At 39.8% G+C, this 20,529-nt stretch carries 11 protein-coding genes and 1 pseudogene; 4 read left to right on the top strand and 8 right to left on the bottom strand.

What is annotated here, in order from left to right:
* Nucleotides 1-355: 355 nt before the first annotated feature.
* Together A3Q33_RS11555 and A3Q33_RS11550 are read left to right on the top strand one after the other, a co-directional pair.
* Nucleotides 356-1,396: a porin gene (locus A3Q33_RS11555; protein WP_081180071.1), complete on the top strand. Its 1,041-nt coding sequence runs from the start codon at nucleotides 356-358 to the stop codon at nucleotides 1,394-1,396.
* A gap of 424 nt (nucleotides 1,397-1,820) precedes the next feature.
* Nucleotides 1,821-2,851 (top strand): annotated as a pseudogene (locus A3Q33_RS11550) (YeiH family protein).
* Between the two features lie 313 nt (nucleotides 2,852-3,164).
* Here the strand turns inward: A3Q33_RS11550 and A3Q33_RS11545 are convergent.
* Together A3Q33_RS11545 and A3Q33_RS11540 are read right to left on the bottom strand one after the other, a co-directional pair.
* The gene (locus A3Q33_RS11545; protein ID WP_231295651.1) at nucleotides 3,165-3,902 is read right to left on the bottom strand and encodes a sulfite exporter TauE/SafE family protein; all 738 of its coding nucleotides are present in this window, start codon (nucleotides 3,900-3,902) and stop codon (nucleotides 3,165-3,167) included.
* A gap of 209 nt (nucleotides 3,903-4,111) precedes the next feature.
* Nucleotides 4,112-4,474, bottom strand: coding sequence for a DUF3461 family protein (locus tag A3Q33_RS11540; RefSeq protein WP_081180069.1), 363 nt, complete (start codon nucleotides 4,472-4,474; stop codon nucleotides 4,112-4,114).
* A 176-nt stretch (nucleotides 4,475-4,650) separates the two neighbouring features.
* On the opposite strand from A3Q33_RS11540, the gene A3Q33_RS11535 reads away from it, so the two are divergent.
* Nucleotides 4,651-4,926 carry a hypothetical protein gene (locus A3Q33_RS11535; protein WP_081180068.1) on the top strand — a complete coding sequence of 92 codons (276 nt, stop codon included), beginning with the start codon at nucleotides 4,651-4,653 and terminating at the stop codon, nucleotides 4,924-4,926.
* A gap of 146 nt (nucleotides 4,927-5,072) precedes the next feature.
* Here the strand turns inward: A3Q33_RS11535 and A3Q33_RS11530 are convergent, their stop codons facing one another.
* The 5 genes from A3Q33_RS11530 to iadA form a co-directional block, all read right to left on the bottom strand.
* A complete protein-coding gene (locus A3Q33_RS11530; RefSeq protein ID WP_155866761.1) occupies nucleotides 5,073-8,156 on the bottom strand; it encodes a TonB-dependent receptor in 3,084 nt (1,027 codons plus the stop codon).
* A 525-nt stretch (nucleotides 8,157-8,681) separates the two neighbouring features.
* On the bottom strand, nucleotides 8,682-10,415 hold the full coding sequence (locus A3Q33_RS11525) for a Mur ligase family protein (protein WP_231295641.1): 1,734 nt from the start codon (nucleotides 10,413-10,415) through the stop codon (nucleotides 8,682-8,684).
* A 198-nt stretch (nucleotides 10,416-10,613) separates the two neighbouring features.
* On the bottom strand, nucleotides 10,614-13,433 hold the full coding sequence (cphA, locus tag A3Q33_RS11520) for a cyanophycin synthetase (protein ID WP_081180066.1): 2,820 nt from the start codon (nucleotides 13,431-13,433) through the stop codon (nucleotides 10,614-10,616).
* A gap of 222 nt (nucleotides 13,434-13,655) precedes the next feature.
* Nucleotides 13,656-14,393 (bottom strand): cyanophycinase, encoded by a 738-nt coding sequence (locus A3Q33_RS11515; protein ID WP_353615527.1) that lies wholly within the window; start codon nucleotides 14,391-14,393, stop codon nucleotides 13,656-13,658.
* Nucleotides 14,394-14,487: 94 nt separating this feature from the next.
* The gene (iadA, locus tag A3Q33_RS11510) at nucleotides 14,488-15,657 is read right to left on the bottom strand and encodes a beta-aspartyl-peptidase (RefSeq protein WP_081182545.1); all 1,170 of its coding nucleotides are present in this window, start codon (nucleotides 15,655-15,657) and stop codon (nucleotides 14,488-14,490) included.
* A 597-nt stretch (nucleotides 15,658-16,254) separates the two neighbouring features.
* Here iadA and putA point away from each other — a divergent pair.
* Complete coding sequence (gene putA / locus A3Q33_RS11505; RefSeq protein ID WP_081180065.1) at nucleotides 16,255-20,091, top strand: bifunctional proline dehydrogenase/L-glutamate gamma-semialdehyde dehydrogenase PutA; 3,837 nt, start codon at nucleotides 16,255-16,257, stop codon at nucleotides 20,089-20,091.
* A gap of 128 nt (nucleotides 20,092-20,219) precedes the next feature.
* Here putA and A3Q33_RS11500 read toward each other — a convergent pair whose 3' ends face one another.
* Nucleotides 20,220-20,465: a TIGR03643 family protein gene (locus tag A3Q33_RS11500; RefSeq protein WP_502687247.1), complete on the bottom strand. Its 246-nt coding sequence runs from the start codon at nucleotides 20,463-20,465 to the stop codon at nucleotides 20,220-20,222.
* Nucleotides 20,466-20,529 lie beyond the last annotated feature (64 nt).

Here is a 20,529-nt window from a genome sequence, read left to right as displayed (position 1 = left end):
CTCGTAAGAGCCCGTTATTTAGTTAAAGCTACCGGCATATTGCCTAACGTGCAGTTTTTGTCTGTTGAAATTTAATGTTTATAGGTAAAACAGATTTTTGCTGTTCGTTTGTCTATGGCATTTAAATTACTGCGCATTGGCAAATAGCCGTTAGAACCAGATCTTTAACAAATTTGATACCAGACATAGCAAAAAATTACTGGACTCATTCAGCTGAACAATTTGGACCTTACGTAAAATCACTGACTTTCTCAGTATTGATAATGTTTAAAAATGGAGAATTATTAAACAACATGAACACTTGTCAAACACTTAGTCTCAATCAAATAACTATAAAATACCCTAAGGAAATACAGTGACTTTAACAAATAAAAAATTGTGTACGAGCTTATTAATCACAGCGGCCCTTGGCACTTCAATAAACATGGCATGGGCAGATGATTCGCTTGAAGACCGTATTACAAACTTAGAAAATCAAGCGGCAACACAATCTAAACTCCAGTCAGATAAAAACATGAGTGCTAAATTTTACGCAACCATTCGCCCAAGTTTGACCTACTTTAATGAAGAAGATAATAACCGTACTGAGGTGACAGACTTCTTATCATTTGCCGGCATTTACTCCGAAGCAGAGTTAGGTGGGGGCTGGACAGCAATGGCACATGGTGAATGGGGCCTTGATATAGCTAAAAACGGCGATTTTGGTGCCGCTAGACGTGCCTCAGTTGGCATATCTAGTAGTACATACGGTAAAGTAACTTTTGGTAAAGACCGCGCGATAGATTACTTACTTCACGCTACGTATCTAGATATTTTCAATCATCGTGCTTCACCTTTTGCTTATGACCAAATAGGTAAAGATGCCTTTTTCACTCCTAACCAAGTGACTTATGCAAACTCTTGGGACAGCATTACGTTTATGGCCGGCTTTAAATTCAAAAGTGGTAATGATGTGGATTATGCAGAGCAGTCAATTGTTGGTTTAGGTTACGATAAAAATGACTTACATTTAGCGGCAAGCTTCAAGTCAACTGACGCTGCCGATGCCGATAACGTTGAAACTGTTGCGATTTCTTATGCCCAACATATTAACGACGACTTGTATTTAGCTGCCTTGTATCAGGACGAAGAAGAAATTGCTACGCTTGACGTTTCATTAGCTTATAAAATAAATAGTAAATATAAAGTAAAAGCCGCTTACTATAACTTTGACGATGGTGTATCAACGCTTCAATCAATGAGTAACGATGGTTTCAACTTGACACTTGAGCGTCAATTTACACCAAAATTCCGTACACATATTGAAGTACTGACTAAAAATTATGACAATTTTGAAGATGAAACGGCTTTTACTATCGGCTTCAAATATGACTTAGCTATTTTGTGGAAGTCGTAATAAATCTAAATCTTAAGCAAAAATGAACTATTTACCTACCTAATGAGCAGCTAAATACCTGTCAGGTAGGTAAATCGTTTACAAAGCTATATCAAATAACAAGCAAAGTACTCTCGCATGAAAAGAAAGCTCTTCAGATTAGCTTTTTTTAACCTTAACCAGAGAGGTAATGTATGTTATTAAATTCTCATAACTCACTAAGTTTGAGCTCATATTTTCATATATAAATTTAACTCATTATCTGTACATTTCTTATATATCAATTAATTATGTTCACTTTAATCGAGTCTTAAACAAAGAGAATTTGTTGGACCAACCGTTAAAGTAGCATTGTATCCATTAGTTTTCTCACCGCTAGATTAAATTTAAGCATAATAAATAACTGATTTAAAAATTAGTCTTTCCATATGATTCCGGAGATACCATGGCTCACACCCAAAAGCAGTCTTTAACCCAAACCTCACCATTAGTGCGCAAATTTGTAGCATTAATGCCTGGTTTTCTTCTTTGCTTGGTTATTGGCATGGCAGCTAAGTTTGTTTCGGAACATCATGGCGGACCAACGATTCTTTATGCTTTGTTAATGGGTATGGCATTAAACTACTTGTCCACCGAAGGCAGTTGCGTTGCTGGAATTCAATTTTCAGCTAAGTCCGTCCTGCGCTTTGGTATCGCCTTACTTGGGGCCAGAATCACCATAGAGCAGTTAATGAGCTTAGGTATTACACCAATTGTTATTGTTTTAATCGGTGTACCCGCCACCATTTTTTTCAGCTATGTGCTTGGTCGGTGGCTTAAGTTAGGCAAAGCTCACAGCATTTTAGCTGGCGCATCAGTGGGCATCTGCGGGGCATCTGCAGCACTGGCAGTATCTGCCGTATTACCACAAGACAAAGAGTCAGAAAAAAACCTTATTTTTACTGTTATCTGCGTGACAGGATTAAGTACCGTTGCAATGATTCTCTATCCTATTCTAGTACCGGTGCTGGGGTTTAGTGAGGCTGAAAGCGGTATATTTCTGGGCGCAACTATCCATGATGTTGCTCAGGTGGTCGGTGCCGGCTATATGATTTCAGATAATGTTGGTGATGTTGCAACTTTTACTAAATTGTTGCGTGTTGCGATGCTAGTCCCTGTTGTACTCATTATTTCTATTGTAGTCGCAAGGCAATCCGGCCAAGAAAAAACAAAAGGCTCATCTGTTGCTTTGCCGGGTTTTTTAATTGCCTTTGTGTTGATAGTACTGGTAAATAGCAGCGGTTATGTCCCCCGGTAGTCACTGACTCCATGGTTGACCTGTCACGCTGGTGTTTAATTGTCGCCATGGTTGGCTTAGGCATGAAAGCGTCATTTAAAGAGTTAGCGGCAATGGGGTGGCGCCCTGTTATTCTAATGGTAACTGAAACGATATTTCTTGCCGCACTAGTTACCGTTGCTCTATATATTACTCGTTGATAACAAAAAATACTCAATAGCGGTATGGTAAATGCCGCTATTGAAACAGCATTACAGGTCAGGCTAATTCATCATTCCCTATTCGACATTAATAACTATTCTTTATCTTATCTGATCATTCCTACGGGTTAACACAGCTAACTACTGCGTTACTTCGCCAGTACATTAAGTGGAAAGCCTTGTAACAATCAATTCTTTAATGGGGATTAATTCACTTTGTGAAGGAGCCATCAACGCGATCCATTAGTTAGCTCGTTATTATGGGGCTATTTCTGACATTGAACAGGTAGCTAAAGCAGTCATTTTTTACAAATTAAGCGACAATGAGACCAAGCCCGATAACAATCAGTAAAGTGAATGCGGCTCTGCGCATGTTGTTTGCACTAAGCGGTGGTGGATAGTGTTTTCCTACCCAACTAAACGCCATAACAACAGGCATACATAACAAGCCAAATAAAAGCATATCCCAGCTTAAACCACCTTGAAAACCAACCATCGTTATTCGGCTTACTGAACTGACTAAAAATACAGTTAATAAACATAGTCGGATAGTTTTTAGCGGCAATGGTTGGCGATAAAATAAATAAACTAAAGGGGGACCTCCCATACTAAACAATCCCGCTAACAATCCAGATGCAACCCCTGAAAAGCTAAACGCCCAATCTTGCGATCTTTCCTTTAGTGGCTCTGGTTTTAAGATAATCAGCAGACCTGCAATAATAATCGTTAGCCCGAGCAATAATTGTAATATCTCGCTAAATGAGGAGCTCATATAATCAAGTAATATTAGACCAATGAGTAACCCAGGGAATATTCCAATACACGTTTTAGCCACAAGCGAGTAATCAAATGTGCGAAATTCACCTTTGAGTACGAAAAAGCAATTAAATAGCGAAACTATACTGATGATGACTGAAGTAAATGCAATGGGGACCAATCCAATAATTGTCACCGCCCCCATCACAATCATGCCAAGCGCAAAACCTGTCACAGTTTGTACATAAGTTGCAATAGCTAAGATAGCCATAAAAGGCAGTATGGTTTCAAGCATAATCAGTTATCTCTACGATTGGCACTATTAGAATATCGGAACATTTGTTGTTATATTCGACTGAATAAAGCATGACAAAAGCTCAGCTACTGATAACTTTACAAGCTATTGTTTTTTAAATTATAAATGAACTTTAGCGCGATGATGAAAGTGATTTTAGCTTATGTTTAAGCGCTATACTAGAGGATTAAAAAGGTTCACTATGATGACTAGTCAAATAAGTCTAATCCAGCTCTGAGTTCCTTAAGTTTTGAGGCTAAAACCAATTCAAGCTTATCCAAGTCATTCAGTAATTTTTCTCGGTATTGTGAACCACTTTGTTGCTTGGTAATTAAGCTAAGCTCTTCTACGGCTTCTAATAAGGAGGGATCACTACCGTCTAAAGAGTCTACAACTGAGCCTGGTTTGGTACGTTCAAAATGGAAGGAGCAACTGTCAGGAGAAACTGAATCATCATCTGTTTTTAAATATACTTTTAAAACATCCTCGTTGCCTTTACTGCTAAGCGTATGGTGACTGATGTTTTCAACATCGTTAAGCCCCATTTTATTGATAGTATCATATGTTGACATTGAGCGACCTGTTGTTGTTTTTAATCTGACTAAGAATAAAACACAGGCCGATTATAGTTAGGGCCAATTTAGCTTACTTCATACATCCAGCCTGGCACCAATAAAAGAAAACCTCTGGCCCTAAAGCTTTTAATACTCCCTTTCTATAGTAGAGAACTACATAATTGGAGGACTATATGGCTACTAATTCACATGTTCAGATAGAGCTACGAGCTGAAACAGTCGAACTTTTTGATCGTTATCACAAGCATACTGGCACTACACCAGAAACATACATTACACAGCTAGTTGAAAAGACGCTGCCAACCGTTCAGGCAATGGTAGACGCGATAGATGAAGCGAGTGAGTCGCCAGAGAAAAATATCGATGTAATGGAGTTATTTGGCCGAAAAATGGCCGCGGCAAGCTTGGAACAAAAGAAGCAAGCGACGGCAGAACCATTAACGGTATAGCGAGCTTTAAGGTCAACGTCTGTCATTAGCAGGTTCTATTTAATAACTTTACCCTTGATTCAATTAAATGTTGCTTCAAGTTAATTTAAAAATTAAAAGGCCCTGTCTACATTCGTAGACAGGGCCTAATTATGACTCACTATAAATTAAAACTTAGCTTTAACACCTAAATAAAACTTAGGGCCTGAGCGAGAGTAATCAGACACTGTTGTATCGTTACCGCGTGTCATTACTTGTGGTTCATCTAATATGTTAAGTGCTTTCAAAGATACTGATACCTTTTTTGTCACTTTATACTTGATGTTAAAATCTACGTAATCACTGTCTTGTACATAACGGTGTGAACGTGATGGGAATGGTAAGTTATTCGGTTGAAAATACTTTGAGCGATACTTATAAAGTAAACGCATCGAAAGTTGGTCACCTTCCCAGTAAACAGAAGCAGACGCTACGTTTTTAGAAAAACCAAATAAGTTTGCATCAGCCACTAAACCTGGGCTACCGGGTTCTGGTGTTACAAAATCTGACTCGGCATAGTTATACGCAATCTTCGCACCTAAACCACTCCATATTCCAGGTAATTCAGTAAAGTGTTTTTGAGCCGTTAACTCAATACCACGAATGGTTGAAGAATCGTCTGATGTTTGTACTGTTGAATGCGTTACATTCGGATATATTGTATCTACACCATCAAGTGATATCGTAATATCTCGATTTTCTTGTACCGTTTCATAACCACCCGTAAAGCTTTTATTATAAAGTGCTAAGGTAACTGCTGCATCATTACTTGGGTAATACTCAAGTGAGACCTCAACGTTATTAGACAGGTACGGCTTCATGTGATTACCATTTGCTGAACCACTTGAGATTGATTCAGAGTAATTATTATTACAACTTTCATCTTCACTCGACGAAGTACAAATATCGTAACTTACCCCTGCCGACATAGCATTCATTTGAAAACGTGACATAGCTCTATAAAGTGCGGTTTTCAAATACCACTCGTCATTTAATTGAAAAGTTAAGTTTAAGCTGGGTAATACTTCTGTGTAACTTGAGTCTAATGTTACATCTTCAATTTCACCTGAAGTATTAATTTCAGTTTTAAAGGTGCCGTCTTCAGCCGTGGTAATAAAAACTTTGTCACCATAGCCGTCAGAGTGTGTTTCAGTTTTAACCACACGCACACCAACGTTACCGGTTACAGGGTAATCGCCCCATTGTGTATCGATATCAGCCATGGCATAAATAGCGCTGATTTTTTCTTCTACGATACGGTCAGCACCATCGCGTTTGTCATTTCGTTCGCCAATATCATAAAAACTGGTATCGCCGTTATTTCCTGGAATTTGACCTAACATTTGACCAATAAAACATTTAGCATCGTACGTGACGAAATCGCCAGCGCCGCCGCCTTCTTCGTCAAATAAGTTATCGTTTTGGTGATTATTAAAACAGTTAGCAACAATACCGTCAGTTAATGCTTTATGGCTTGCAACGTTATTTTCGTCCCAGTTATCATCTTCTGTATCTGTTGAACCTGTTTTTTGACTGCCATCGCTTAATCGTAAAGAAACATCATTCGTTTGTTCATCAATTAAGTTTTCTTTTGAAAAACGAACACCGGCTTTAACACTAGCAAAAATATCATGATCTAAAGTGTATTCACCATCAAATTTAAACGCTAGAATTTTATCTTCGCGTTCATCATTCGCACGACGATATTCTGCATAAGCACCACCGTCTGAGCGAATAAATGATTGTACACTCGTTGGGTCAAACACTTCTGATGCATTATAACCCTCATCACCAAGACCATTACGGTCGTTATCTAACCAAGTAAGGGTAGGAACATTGGTGTCACGAGCGTCAAACTCGTATTGATATCGGTCTTCTGATTTGAATTTTGAACGGTGACGAACTCTATAGCGATATGATTTTGAATATGAAAAATCTGCAGCTAGCTTTAAATTATCTGTTGGGTAGTATTCAAAATTAATACCACCACCATCATAATCGTCAACTTGGTTTCTGCTTTCACCCAATAGTTGTGGCTTTGCTTCACCAGTTGCATAAAGCAAAGTGTGATCATCAGCAATAATATGGTCTGCTAGCTTTCTGCGACGGTTATCAATACCAAATTCCATACGTTCTTCGGTATATTCTAAACGAGAGTTTTGGTAATCTAAATTGATATCCCATTGGTCGTTAGGCTGCCATTGGAATGTTGCAACAACGCTGGTGCGTGAATCTTCATCTTCACCTGTGCGCCAGTAGGCATCATTTGGTACATAGAAAATTGAACTTTGATCAAAATCAGCAAGATTTGTATCTTTACCTAATTCAGGCGATCGACCTTGGCGACCACTAGAAACCGCTTGGTTGCCATCATCACACTCATTTTCATCTGGCACAATTGTATTACCAGAAGAATCTTTAAGTGCACAGGCTTGCATTTGAGAACTACCACCGTAGTTTTCTTCAGGATTTGAGTCATCAGACGAAACAACACCTAAGGTGAAACCCATGTTACCAAAGTCTTCTGTTTCCCAACTTCTCACCGTGGAAAGCACAAACTTGTTACCCCAAGGGTTCACATTTTCGCCATCTACATTGCCGTAATATGAATTATAAATTCCTGTTGCTTCAACAGTCGTTTCATTTTTTCCGTAATCGATAGCACGTAATGCAGCAACTTCAATAGTGCCTGACGTACCACCTTCAACTAAATCGGCTTGTTGAGACTTATAAATAACAACTTTATCAACTAAGTCAGATGGGAATTTTTTAAAGTTTACTGCACGCCCTGTACCAGCATTGGTAATAGTACGACCGTTAAACGTTGCATAGCCCCAATAAGAGCCTAAACCACGAATAGAGACTTCGTTTTGGCTACCTTTTAAGCGATGGCTTGAAGCACCTGAAATGTTTTCAATAATATCGGCTAGAGATAAACCCGGTAAGTCACCAAAGTCTGCAGCAGCAATTGCATCAACAATAGCGGCGGTATTTTTTTTCTCGTTAAGTGAGCGAGTCATAGTGCCGCGCATGCCACTAACTTCAATAACCTCTATGTTGCTTTCTTTAGCGGCTTCATTTGTGCTTGATTGTTCTTGTGCATATACAGGTGCAGCTAACAAGGTAACAAATGCAGAGCTTAACAACGCCGACGTACCTTTAGTATTAAACCTATTTACTCTTAGAACGTTACTAATTTTATTCAATTTCACGTCACTCTCCCCAAGTTCCACTTATTATGTTTTTTAGTTGTATTGTTTAAAACGTAAAATTCATTTACCACAATCTGATTCAAATCTAACCAATTGACACTACAATGTCAATTAACCATTATTACCAAATAAAATAAAAAAGCAGTAAAGACAACCAAAAGCCTATTACCAATTAATAACAAATCATATGAAACACACTTAAAAATCATTAATAACATCTATTCAATCAATTACCTTCCCTACTTTAAATCTATAAAACCCCATAAAAAACAAGGAAAAAATAACAAAAAGTTATTTAGGACAGCACAAAGTAAAACCACTAAGCGCCATTACCAAAAAATATTACCAATCAAACTAACTACGTTAATAATCCTTTAATAAAAGATTAAAATTTATTGCTGCTAATGAATAAAATCAGTGGAATTTATTGGTATTAATGAAGGAATGAACTATTTGATTTAAGGAGGAAGTTTAAGCTTGCTGATAAATTAGCAAGCTTACAATTATTTCATTTTTTGAGGTGAATTAAACAGAGGTATTAGAAGATTTATCAAGTAACAGTTCAGTTATCTTGTCGCGCTCAGACAATACCATAAGTAAAGCTAAGTCATCTTTAGCTAACTGTTCTACAACATATTTAGTGCCTAAAAACGGACTATCAAAAGTGAAAATGTTACACTTTTTCATACCATGGGCGAGCGCCGTATCAACAATTAGCTGAGGTACTTCGCCGAGTTCTCTACCGCGTAAGTAAGGCGCTACTTCAGCAGCAATAATGAAGTCAGGCTGCATTTTTAGCGCTGTTTTCGTCATATTGATGATTTCAGTGTCAGTTCTATCACCGGCATGACTTAACATTAAAAATTTACGCTGTGCTTTTATATTCGCCGTGGTAACAGCCATGGCTTCCATACTATGCACGTTGTGGGCGAAGTCCATGATCACTTGCGCCTGATGAATCTTAAACTGATTTCCTCTACCAGGGTTGTCTTCACTGTTACTAGCAAAAATAGATAACGCGGCTTTAATCGCTTTATTTTCAATATTAAAGCACTTAGCTAAGCCAATCGCTCCGAGTGCATTTTGAATATTGTGCAATGCGGCGCCATTTAATGTCATTGGAATGTCATTTACAGCAATAATAATTGACTCTTCATCGTGATTGGCATAAATCAATTGTTGATCACGTACAAAACAAACAGCACCACCCTTTTGTTTATGCTGCTGCAGTGTTGTATTGTTTTCATGCAAAGAAAACCAGCACTTATTCACCGGGAGTTCTGGCGCCAACGCTACTAAATATTCATCATCGGCATTAAGCACTAATGTGCCGCTGCTTTGTCCATTATTCATCAAGCCTTTGGCTACAACGGCTTTCGCTTTGGCTAATGCGGCAACGGTATTAATGCCATATTGACCTAAATGGTCTTCAGCAATATTGGTAATTAAAGCGGCATCAACATTATCTATCGGTAATCCACGACGTAAAATACCGCCGCGAGCAACTTCTAAAATGGCCGTTTCAGTATCGGGATGGCGCAATAGCATTCTTGCCCCGCCAGGACCTGAATAATCGCCGTGATCAATGATATTGTTACCCACACGAATAAAATCGGTTGAGGTAACACCGCAACACTTTCCCGATTGCTCTATAATTTGCGACATAATTCGCACGCTAGTCGATTTACCATTGGTGCCGGTAACATAAGCAAGTGGTATCGATTTATATTGCGACCAGTTTAGGCTTGATGGCTCAGGCAGTGCTGATATTGGCCAACATTGTGCTGTTGTGCCGTAGCCCAATGAAAACTCATCATCGTCAACCAAGTAAACAATATTATTAGCTTTTGACTGCTCAATTAACTCGAGTAACTTAGGGTTAACTTCTTCTGCTATGGTCGTTTTCAAACGTGTTATTGCTGCCGATATTTCTTCTTTATTCGCTGTGTTTGTTAACTCTTCACAAGTAAGTTGCCACGCCAATTCATTTAAATCACAGGCAGCATAAAGTGCATCCAAAGGAGCACTTATGGCAATAGTAATGCCGTCTTCGAAGATACGAGAGTATAGTTTTTCGTTTGGCCAATTTACCGCTTTGAGTAACCGATTAGCATAAATCGACCAGATATTTACCACAATAAGTTTATCAATACCCGAGACAAAGGCATCAATAATGGCGCCAGGCTGATCTGATAGTAAATTTTTACCGGTCAGCCGACGATTATCATCTAAGCTCAGTGTTATATTTTCTCTATTCATATATACCCAAACAACTTTAAGATATGAGTTTGAGGACCTTTAAGCGAAAAATACCCAAGCTGTTGCTTGTAATTGAATACTATATTTAAAGCATTGGCCTTGTTAAAAGTAACCAAATTAAACATAGCGCCATAAAAAGCAGCAACTTGATCAGAGTTTGCTTGAAAGTCCAAAAGTGTTAACCCTTTTCAGTTGAGTTTAGTCACTGTCTTCATCATGCTCAGAAACCAAACGCACACCACGTTCATCGGTAACAATTCTCATGCCTGTTTCCAACACAAAAGTGTCTGGCTCTGTAGTTTCTAGCATAGAGACAACGGTTTGACGTGGCGATTGTTCTGCCTCACGATCCGACTCACCAACACCATTAAAGTTGATAATTTGCTTCCAACAACGTGTTATAGCATCACCAAAAACCATTAATAAGTCATCCGTATTGGCTAGTTCAAGACCTTTATTGATCGCCTCTACTTCATCTGAAATACAATGTATTTGTGACGCTTTAATACCTTCACCTTTTAACGCCGCAGCTAACATTTCAGGAACTTCATTTACCGCACGACCTCGACGATTATCATCAGCCTTACAAATGTAAATATCAAAATGTCCGGCGGCAGCTTTCGCAATATTAACAATGTCTTCATCACGACGGTCGCCAGGGCCTGCTAACACGGTAATACGTTTACCTTTAACTTCTAACTTGCTGGCTAATTCGCTCATACAACGCACACCATCTGCGTTGTGGGCATAATCAAGTATCACTCTAAAATTATGTTCGTCAAACACGTTCATTCTGCCTGGTGCTTGATAAAAAGTGGTGGTAAAAGTTCTCAACCCTTGCTGTATAGACTCTAGTGGCTTACCTAAACAATAAGCTAAGCCGGCTGCAAACATAGCGTTTTGCACATTATGAAGCGCTTTACCTTCCAAGGTTGCTGGAATTAAATGCGTCCAAAGTAGTGGAATGTGAGTGCCGTTATCAAAAATGGTGATCATGTCACCGTTGATACCTTTTTCTAATACCACGGCTCGACCACCCGCGCGAATATGCTCGCGTACTAAACTATGGCCGGTGTTCATGGTGACATAACAAATATGTTTAGCTTTAGTATGGTCAGCCATTTTTAAACAGTGTGGGTCGTCAGCATTAAGCACGACGCTGTCTTTAGCCACTTCAACAACAATACGTTTAACTTCAGCGAGTTGCTCTAGGGTATCTATACCTCTAAGCCCTAAATGATCTTCTTGGACGTTAATACAAGCGGCAACATCACTTTCTAAATAGCCTAAACCTGAACGAGCAATACCGCCACGCGCAGTTTCAAGTACCGCAATATCAACCGCAGGATCACGTAAAACAATTTGTGATGAAACTGGGCCTGTCATATCCCCTTTCACGGATAACTGACCATCAACATACACGCCATCGGTTGAGGTCATACCCACCACATGTCCGGCATTTTTTAAAATATGCGATAACATTCTAGAGGTGGTCGTTTTACCATTTGTACCCGTAATACCTGCAATAGGAATTCGCGTCGGTAAGGTAGGTGGAAATAGCATATCGATCACTTTACCGGCAACATCTCTTGGCTTGCCTTCACTTGGAGCTACGTGCATTCTAAAACCAGGTGCAGCATTTACTTCAACAATACCGCCACCAATATCTTTGTAGGATTGTGTGATATCAGCGGTTAAAAAATCAACCCCGCCAACATCTAAACCAACGGCTTGCACCGCGCGTTCAGCCATCGTTTTATTATCTGGATGTACTACGTCGGTCATATCAATGGCCGTACCGCCGGTTGATAAGTTTGCAGTTGAACGTAAGTAGAATATTTCGCCTTTAGGTAATACCGTAGCTTCTGTAAAGTCGGCTTCTTGAAGCAAGCGCAGCGCTTGAGTATCTAACTCTAATTGCGTTAGTACTTTTTCATGGCCAACACCTCGGCGTGGGTCTTCATTAATAATATCAATTAATTGACTAATATTATTAACGCCGTCACCAATAACATGACCCGGAACACGTTTAGCGACAGCTACAAGTTCGCCATTAACTACTAACATTCGGTGGTCTAATCCGGTTAAAAACGACTCAACTAAAACGGCTCGGCTTGTGCCATGTTCACGGGCAAAAGCAAACGCAGTAATGACTTGTTCTTCGGTCGTTAAATCAATAGAAACGCCACGGCCATGATTGGCATTTAACGGTTTTAACACCACTGGATAACCAATACTTTTTGCCATTCTCACGGCTTGTACATCAGAGTACGCCATACGTTGCTGAGGTACAGGCAATCCAAGATCATTTAATAAGTTATGGGTATCCTCTTTATCGCAAGAAATCTCCACCGCAATGTGCTTAGTTTCACTGGTAATAGTCGCTTGAATGCGCTGTTGATATTTACCATGGCCAAATTGCACTAAACTGTATTCGTTTAATCGTAACCAAGGAATATCACGTTTTTCTGCGGCATCAACCAGTGATTGTGTACTAGGCCCAAAAGCTTTGCGTTGTGCAAAGCGAATAAAATCAGCCATTTCTTGTTGAAAATCAAAATCGTCTTCAAGCGTCGTTTGCAGCTGGGCTTTAATATTTTCAGGCATTAATGAAATAAGAAGTTTTCGCGCTAAAATGGCGGCTTCAAGGCCTACATCTCGTTGTTTATACTGGAATACCATATTGTATTCACCGGTGGTACCGGTGGTACGGGTCTTACCAAAAGTAACTTCTGTCCCGGCTACACATTGCAATTCGAGCGTGACGTGTTCCCATATATGGGCAATCCAGGTTCCTTCGTCTTCTTTTAAACGTCGAATAAAGCCACCGGGCTCACCATATGAGCAACCGTGCTGATCTAAACTTGGCAGGTTAGTGATTAATCCGTCAATAAATTCCGTACCCAATTTAACTGAAGGGTAATTTTCCAAAATACCAATATCTACGATGTGGCGAATCACAGGAAAATGAGCGTAAACATTAGGGCCAACATAAACGTTGGAAGAGAGCATTTTCATCATGATTTCCTTTTATTACTCTAACGAGAATTTTTTATTATTTATTATTTATTATTCCGATACACTAAACGCGGTCTAGAAAAGATACCACGGTTTGAATAGGGAACATACTACTTGAGGAAATATTTTATTGTGCGAGAAATGAGGAATTAAAATTTGCTTTAAGTGGTTGTAATTAAATTATAAAGCCCACCCAATTCTCGGTGAGCTTTATCATAAAATTTAACTTGCTGGTGTCGCTATTCTTTCGTTGATACAGTAAGTTGCGCCTGGTCCAAGTACATGCAATTTAAGACCGATTAAAGTAATAGCTTCGCCTCTACTCGCATCTGCCATTGAACTATGCGATAAGTCTGCAGGGTCTACTACCGTGATGCTACCATGACCAACCACTTCTAAAACGCCTGCTGGGTCAATAAAAGCAGCAGTGTTTTCACAAATACCTAAGCCAGAAGCAAATGGATTGTAAGAAATAGCTGAGAGCAAACGTCCTAAGCGATTTCTTTGACTAAAATGCTGATCAATAATAACTTTATTAATTAAACCCATGCCCGGAGCAAAAGTAACCCCTTCTTCATTAGGTAATGCACCCGTGCGACCGCCAGCGATCATATGCTCAGGCATAATGGCTGCACCCGCAGACGTACCTGCAACATGAACTCCATCAGCATTTCGTTTACGAATGCTTTGCGCGACAGGAGTGCCACCCAAAATAGTAGACAAGCGTAATTGATTGCCACCGGTAATAAAAATACCTGTAGCTTTATCCAACTCAGCGAGGTATTCATCACTATTGGCTTCTTCACGATCATTAATCGGCAAAGAAATTGCTTTTTGCACGCCTAATTCATGAAAAACATCTTCGTAATTAGGCCCTGTTTCTTCAAGTTGTGAAGCAGTTGGAATAATAACAATATATGCATCTTCCCCACCACATAGCTCAACAAAACGTTGAAGAATAATAGGATCTTTAACGCGCTCTTCTGCCCCCCGATGGGAATTACAAATCCCCGTTGTTGACCATCAATTGTTTTAGCTGGACACATATTTACCTCTATTCAAAAGTACCTTTGATAATTGTCTGATTGTTTTGCTTGTGCCATACACCTTGCGCCATCACATCAGTAATTTCATATTTTTCATTCATCACTAATAAATCAGCGTCAAAACCAACGGCAATTTGCCCTTTGCTTTTAAAGCGTAAAATATTAGCAACATTGCTCGTTAACATAGGGAGAACTTGCTCCAGTGGTAAACCTTTCTTTAAAGTTTCCACTAAGGTTTCTCCTAGCGTACTCGCTCGACCAAAATCCATATGCAGTAATTCACCTTGTGGGTCAAAACAAGGCAAGCAACCTCCACCATCCGAGCTAAGGGTTATTTGTTCTAAGGGTAGTTGTCTTTCAATCGCCATTTCAATTGCGTCGCAAGCTTCCCAACCAGGTTGAGCTGTGCCAGCAGGAAATGCGGTTAAATCAATATGACAGCCTTGCGTTAATAGCTTACAACTATCTTCAAACAAAGCTTTATTGCGATTTACATGGGTTGGATTAAACACCCGCGCTGGCAGTTCTGTATCTCTAATTGCTTGTTCAATTAAGGCTAAACGTTTTTCACCATCACCTAAATGAAAATGAATAATACCGGCTTTACCCGTGATCAAACCCGCGACATGAGTTTCACTGGCAAGGCGGATCACTTCTTCAAATGTTGGCTGGCTAGAGCGGTGATCGCTGATCGCAAATTCACCAATACCAATAACCGGTTCAAGAAAAACAATATCTGATTTAGCGCTGCCCGTTATAGTGGTTAAAGGATAGTGATATCCTCCCGTCCAACAATAAGCGGATAAGCCTTCTTCACGCAAACCATAAACTCGACTTAATAAATTTTCAGTACTACGCGTCGTATCATCAGTGCCAAGCAAACCAACAACGGTAGTAACACCCGCATGGGTAAACTCAGTTAGGCCAACAGGTGGTACTTGCGTTGCAAATCCTGCTTCACCACCGCCACCGGTAATATGAGCATGACTATCAATAAAGCCTGGCGTTAACGTCGCACCGTCAAAGTTAAGAACATTAACGTGCCACTGTTTAGGAATATCTAGTTGCCCTTTTCCATGATCATAAATTGCTGCAATTTTATTACCTGCAATTAGAACATCTTTAATGCCAAGGGGCTTAGGGGCGTAAATATTTACATTACGTAATAATGTGAGCATTGGTTGGCTATTTTTCATGGTATTTTAAGTGACGTTGTATTTAGCTTAACTTATTAATTATTTTAAACCATAAAACTTAATAGTTAACAAACAAAACCAACAATGTGAGCAGTGAGAAAGCGGAATCGTAGATTGTAACACAATAGATATTTGACCACCAAGTGTCACTATGCGAACACCCTTAATTATTTAAAGCATCATCAGCATTTACAACACTAAAGATATGACCTATTCGACTTAAATTAATTGCCTGATAAAACTAGCCAACTCATGGCGCGATTTAGGGCGCGAATTAGGGCGCGAATTAGGGGTTTTTAGACAAGTATATAAAGCAACCAACATTGTTGAAAATATTTAAGTGAATTCTAGCAAAAACAATCACTTTACTACTACATCGTGACCACTAATTGACTGGCAGCATTTAACCTGAAATACATTATAGGGAAATAAGGTAATTTAGCGCTATTTTAAATGGCTTAAAACTAAAATTTAACTAGGACATACGGTTAAGTTTTCATTAGAATGCACGAATTATTTCTATTGTAACTATCGCTAACGTTTACCAAGCTATTCGTTAGTCATTTTGAGGAAAAGCATATGCTTTTTAATGGTTCGTTTGTCTCAGATTGCCCAACTCGTCAAAAAATTCGTGAATTCTACCGTATTGATGAGAATACAGCGGTAGATCATATTTTACCCCTTGCTGAAGTGAACGTCAGCGCCCGAAGTCGTGCTTGGGAAAGAGCGCGTAAAATGGTGTTAAAAATTCGCAATGACCAGTCAGGTAACGGTGCGATAGACGCCTTACTAAACGAATATTCACTCTCAAGTGAAGAAGGTGTGGTCTTGATGTGCTTGGCCGAAGCTTTGCTGCGTGTGCCAGACAAGCATACCCAAGATGTACTTATTCGTGACAAAATTTCTCAAGGCCAGTGGAGCACGCATTTAGGCAGCAGTGAATCACTGTTTGTTAATGCTTCATCGTGGGGCTTGTTAATTACCGGCGCTATGGTGAATTATGCCGATAAACGCAAACAAGACAGCTTTGGTTTATTGAAAAAAACTATCGGTCGTTTAGGCGAGCCGGTTATTCGTAAATCTATGAACTATGCCATGAAAATTATGGGTAAGCAGTTCGTGATGGGCGAAACCATTGTAGCGGCAACAGAACGTGCAGCGGATAAAGAGCAAAAGGGTTATGTTTACTCTTATGACATGCTCGGTGAAGGCGCGCGCACCATGGACGACGCTAACCGTTATTTAAAAGCGTATCAAGATGCAATAGAAACCATTGGTAAAGTCGCACGGGCTTCAGGTAAAAATGACCCACGCCGCGTGCCGGGTATTTCGGTGAAGCTATCTGCTATTCATCCGCGTTATGAGTTTACTCACCAAGCACGCGTGATGGCTGAAATTGTGCCAAAACTTAAAGCACTTTGCTTGCAAGCCAAAAGCTATAACATTGGTTTAACGGTTGATGCCGAAGAGTCTGAGCGTTTAGACATTTCGCTTGATATTATTGAAGCGGTATTTAGTGATGACGACTTAGCCGGTTGGGATGGTTTTGGTATCGCCTTACAAGCGTATCAAAAACGCGCTATTTTCGTAGTCGATTGGTTACGTGAATTAACTTTACGTGTAAACCGTAAAATGATGGTGCGTTTAGTTAAAGGCGCTTATTGGGATACCGAAATCAAAAATGCTCAAAAAGATGGCCTTCAGCATTTCCCTGTTTTCACCCGTAAGTCTTCTACCGATGTGTCTTATCACGCCTGTGCAAATAAATTATTAGAATACAGAGATTCTATCTACCCACAGTTTGCCACCCATAATGCCTACACAGCCGCAACGATTGTTGAATTGGCCGGTGATGATAAAGAAGGTTTCGAATTCCAATGTCTACACGGTATGGGCGATTCGTTGTACGACCAAATTGTGTCATTGGAAAGTATACAATGTCGTATTTACGCGCCAGTGGGTCATCATGAAGACTTATTAGCGTATTTGGTACGTCGTTTATTAGAAAATGGCGCAAACTCTTCTTTTGTTAACGCTATCGTTGATGAGTCGCAGCCGGTTGAGTCTTTATTAGAAGATCCGGTTGAAAAAACTCAACGTTTAAAAGATAAATATAACCAGCAAATCATCAAGCCTATTGCCTTATATCATGATAAAAAAGGCTTAGGCCGTGATAACTCTAAAGGCTTAGACTTAACGGATATTAATGTTATTACCCCGTTAAAAGTTTCATTAGATAATTGGTTTGAAGCAAACGAAATCAAGAGTAACGACTTACCTGCGGGTGCTGTCGCTGTGATGAACCCAGCAAATCACAAAGAGATTATTGGCTTTCATCATCACCATAGTAAAGATGACATGCTCGCGATGATAGAGACGGCGCAAACCGCCTTTACTTCATGGTCACAAACGCCAGTAGCTGAGCGCGCCGCGTTGTTGTGTCGTGTTGCTGATATTCTTGAACGTCATACTGACGAGCTAATCGCTTTATGTATTAAAGAAGCCGGTAAAATTGCCCAAGACGGTATTGATGAAGTGCGTGAAGCGGTTGATTTTTGTCGTTACTACGCCGAGCAAGCACTTGAAATTGCGGCCGACGAACGCGTAGAAGCGCGTGGTGTTGTGCTGTGTATCAGCCCATGGAACTTCCCTTTAGCGATATTCTTAGGTCAAGTTGCCGCGGCTATTGCCACCGGTAATACCGTATTGGCTAAACCTGCTGAGCAAACCAGCTTAATTGCGCTGCGCACCATTGAATTAATGAAATATGTCGGCTTACCAGAGGGCGTAGTACAAGCGGTGATTGCTCGTGGTAGCGAAGTCGGTAGCGTTATTATTCCTGATGCGCGCATTCAAACTGTGATGTTTACGGGTTCGACTGAAACGGGCACCATTATTTCGCAAACTTTAGCAGACAGAGGTGGCGACCAAGTACCTCTTATTGCTGAAACGGGCGGCCAAAACTGTATGATAGTGGATTCGACCGCCTTGCCTGAGCAAGTGGTTGATGATGTGATTTCTTCAGGCTTTCAATCGGCCGGTCAACGCTGCTCTGCGCTTCGTGTTTTATTCTTACAAGAAGATATCGCGGATGATGTGATTACTATGCTCAAAGGCGCTTTAGCTGAGTTACATGTCGGTAACCCAGAATACTTAAGCACAGATATCGGTCCGGTAATTGACCAAAAAGCACTTTCTGCTCTTAATGCTCACAGTGATTACATGAAAGACCATGGCAAGTTGTTGTACCAATGCCCTATTGGCGATGAAATTACCAACAACATTGCTGCAAACGAACATTTCTTTTTTGCGCCACGTCTTTATGAAATTGACGACATTAGTGTATTAAAGAAAGAGGTTTTTGGTCCATGTGTGCATGTTGTTCGCTTTAAAGGCAATGACATAGAGTCTGTTGTTGATAAAATTAATGGCACAGGTTTTGGCTTAACTATGGGTATTCATACGCGTATTGAACACCGTGCGTTCGAGCTCGCTAAATTGTCTCGTGCAGGTAACGTATATATTAACCGCAACATGATTGGTGCCATTGTTGGCGTGCAACCTTTTGGTGGTCGAGGCCTTTCAGGTACTGGGCCAAAAGCCGGTGGGCCAAATTATTTATCCCGTTTAGTGATAGAAAAAGCCACACCAGATGCTGAGCAATTTAACTTATTGCCTTCACAAGTAGAAGCGCTAGACGGTGATGCAAAATCAGATGCAGAATCAGTATTGTTTATGGATAAAGCCAATGCGGCTGAAAAAGCATGGCGTTTAACCGAACTTAACAACCGTATTTCTTGTGTGCGTCAACTGTTAGCAAAAATTGCCCATGTTGATATTGTTGAAGATTTAGCCGACGATTTAAACCGCACCTTAAAATCAGCGCGTGCACAATTAATCGATATTGAAAAACGCATGAAGAAGCCAACATTCTTACCTGGGCCAACGGGTGAGTCTAATATTTTGTATTTGGAAAACCGCGGCAATATTATCTGTTTTGCGGATAAAAATGTGAGCTTTCACTTCTGGGTACTTTCTATTGTAACGGCTTTAGCGACGGGTAATACCGTGATAAGTGTTGTATCAGACTTGTACTATGATGAAGCCATCGCCTTTAGAGATAAGTTTCTTTCAACCGGCGCCGATGCAGGGGTATTTCAAGTGGCCCGCTTACGTCACTTATCAACCATGTTATCGCACCCTGCATTAGCGGGTGTGGTTGTTGATAGTAACTGTGATCGTAAACATTATATCAGTGAAAAATTAGCGGAACGTCAAGGTGCAATATTACCAGTGATCAGTTCTGAATATTTTGATAATTTGATCCAACGTTTATTAACTGAAAAAACTGTCAGTATTGATACAACCGCTTCAGGTGGTAACACGTCATTAATGACTTTAGTTGAAGAAGATTAACGTTTAATTAATCAAATTAGTGGTATTAGATAAAAAACGGGCATCAATAGGTGCCCGTTTTTATTTGCTAAAATTAAATAATTAATCGAAAGAATATTTTATAATTGTTCAGATAGCTAACTTCGACATTAGCGATTTTTATATTGCGTAGGACAGTAACCTCTTGTTACCTCGTCACTTCGAAGCTTTATATGCTTGGTTATCCGCCCACTCACTCTTGCCCGCCATAACTTAAAACTTTTTGGTTTTAAATGGTGGCGCATAAATTTAATAACTTCATTTTCTTGCATAGAGAACTGATGCGCTATAGCTTCAAATGGCGTTCGGTCTTCCCAAGCCATTTCTATAATTCTTGATTCATCATCTGGAGACATTGACATAAAAACCACCTTAAAATTAATACCTAATTAATATCTAATTAACGTGGTGGTAATACGG

This window comes from Colwellia sp. PAMC 21821 (assembly GCF_002077175.1).
Lineage (GTDB): Bacteria > Pseudomonadota > Gammaproteobacteria > Enterobacterales > Alteromonadaceae > Cognaticolwellia.
The sequence above is the reverse complement of the archived record's forward strand: the minus strand, read 5'-3'. Positions and strand labels throughout refer to the sequence as shown.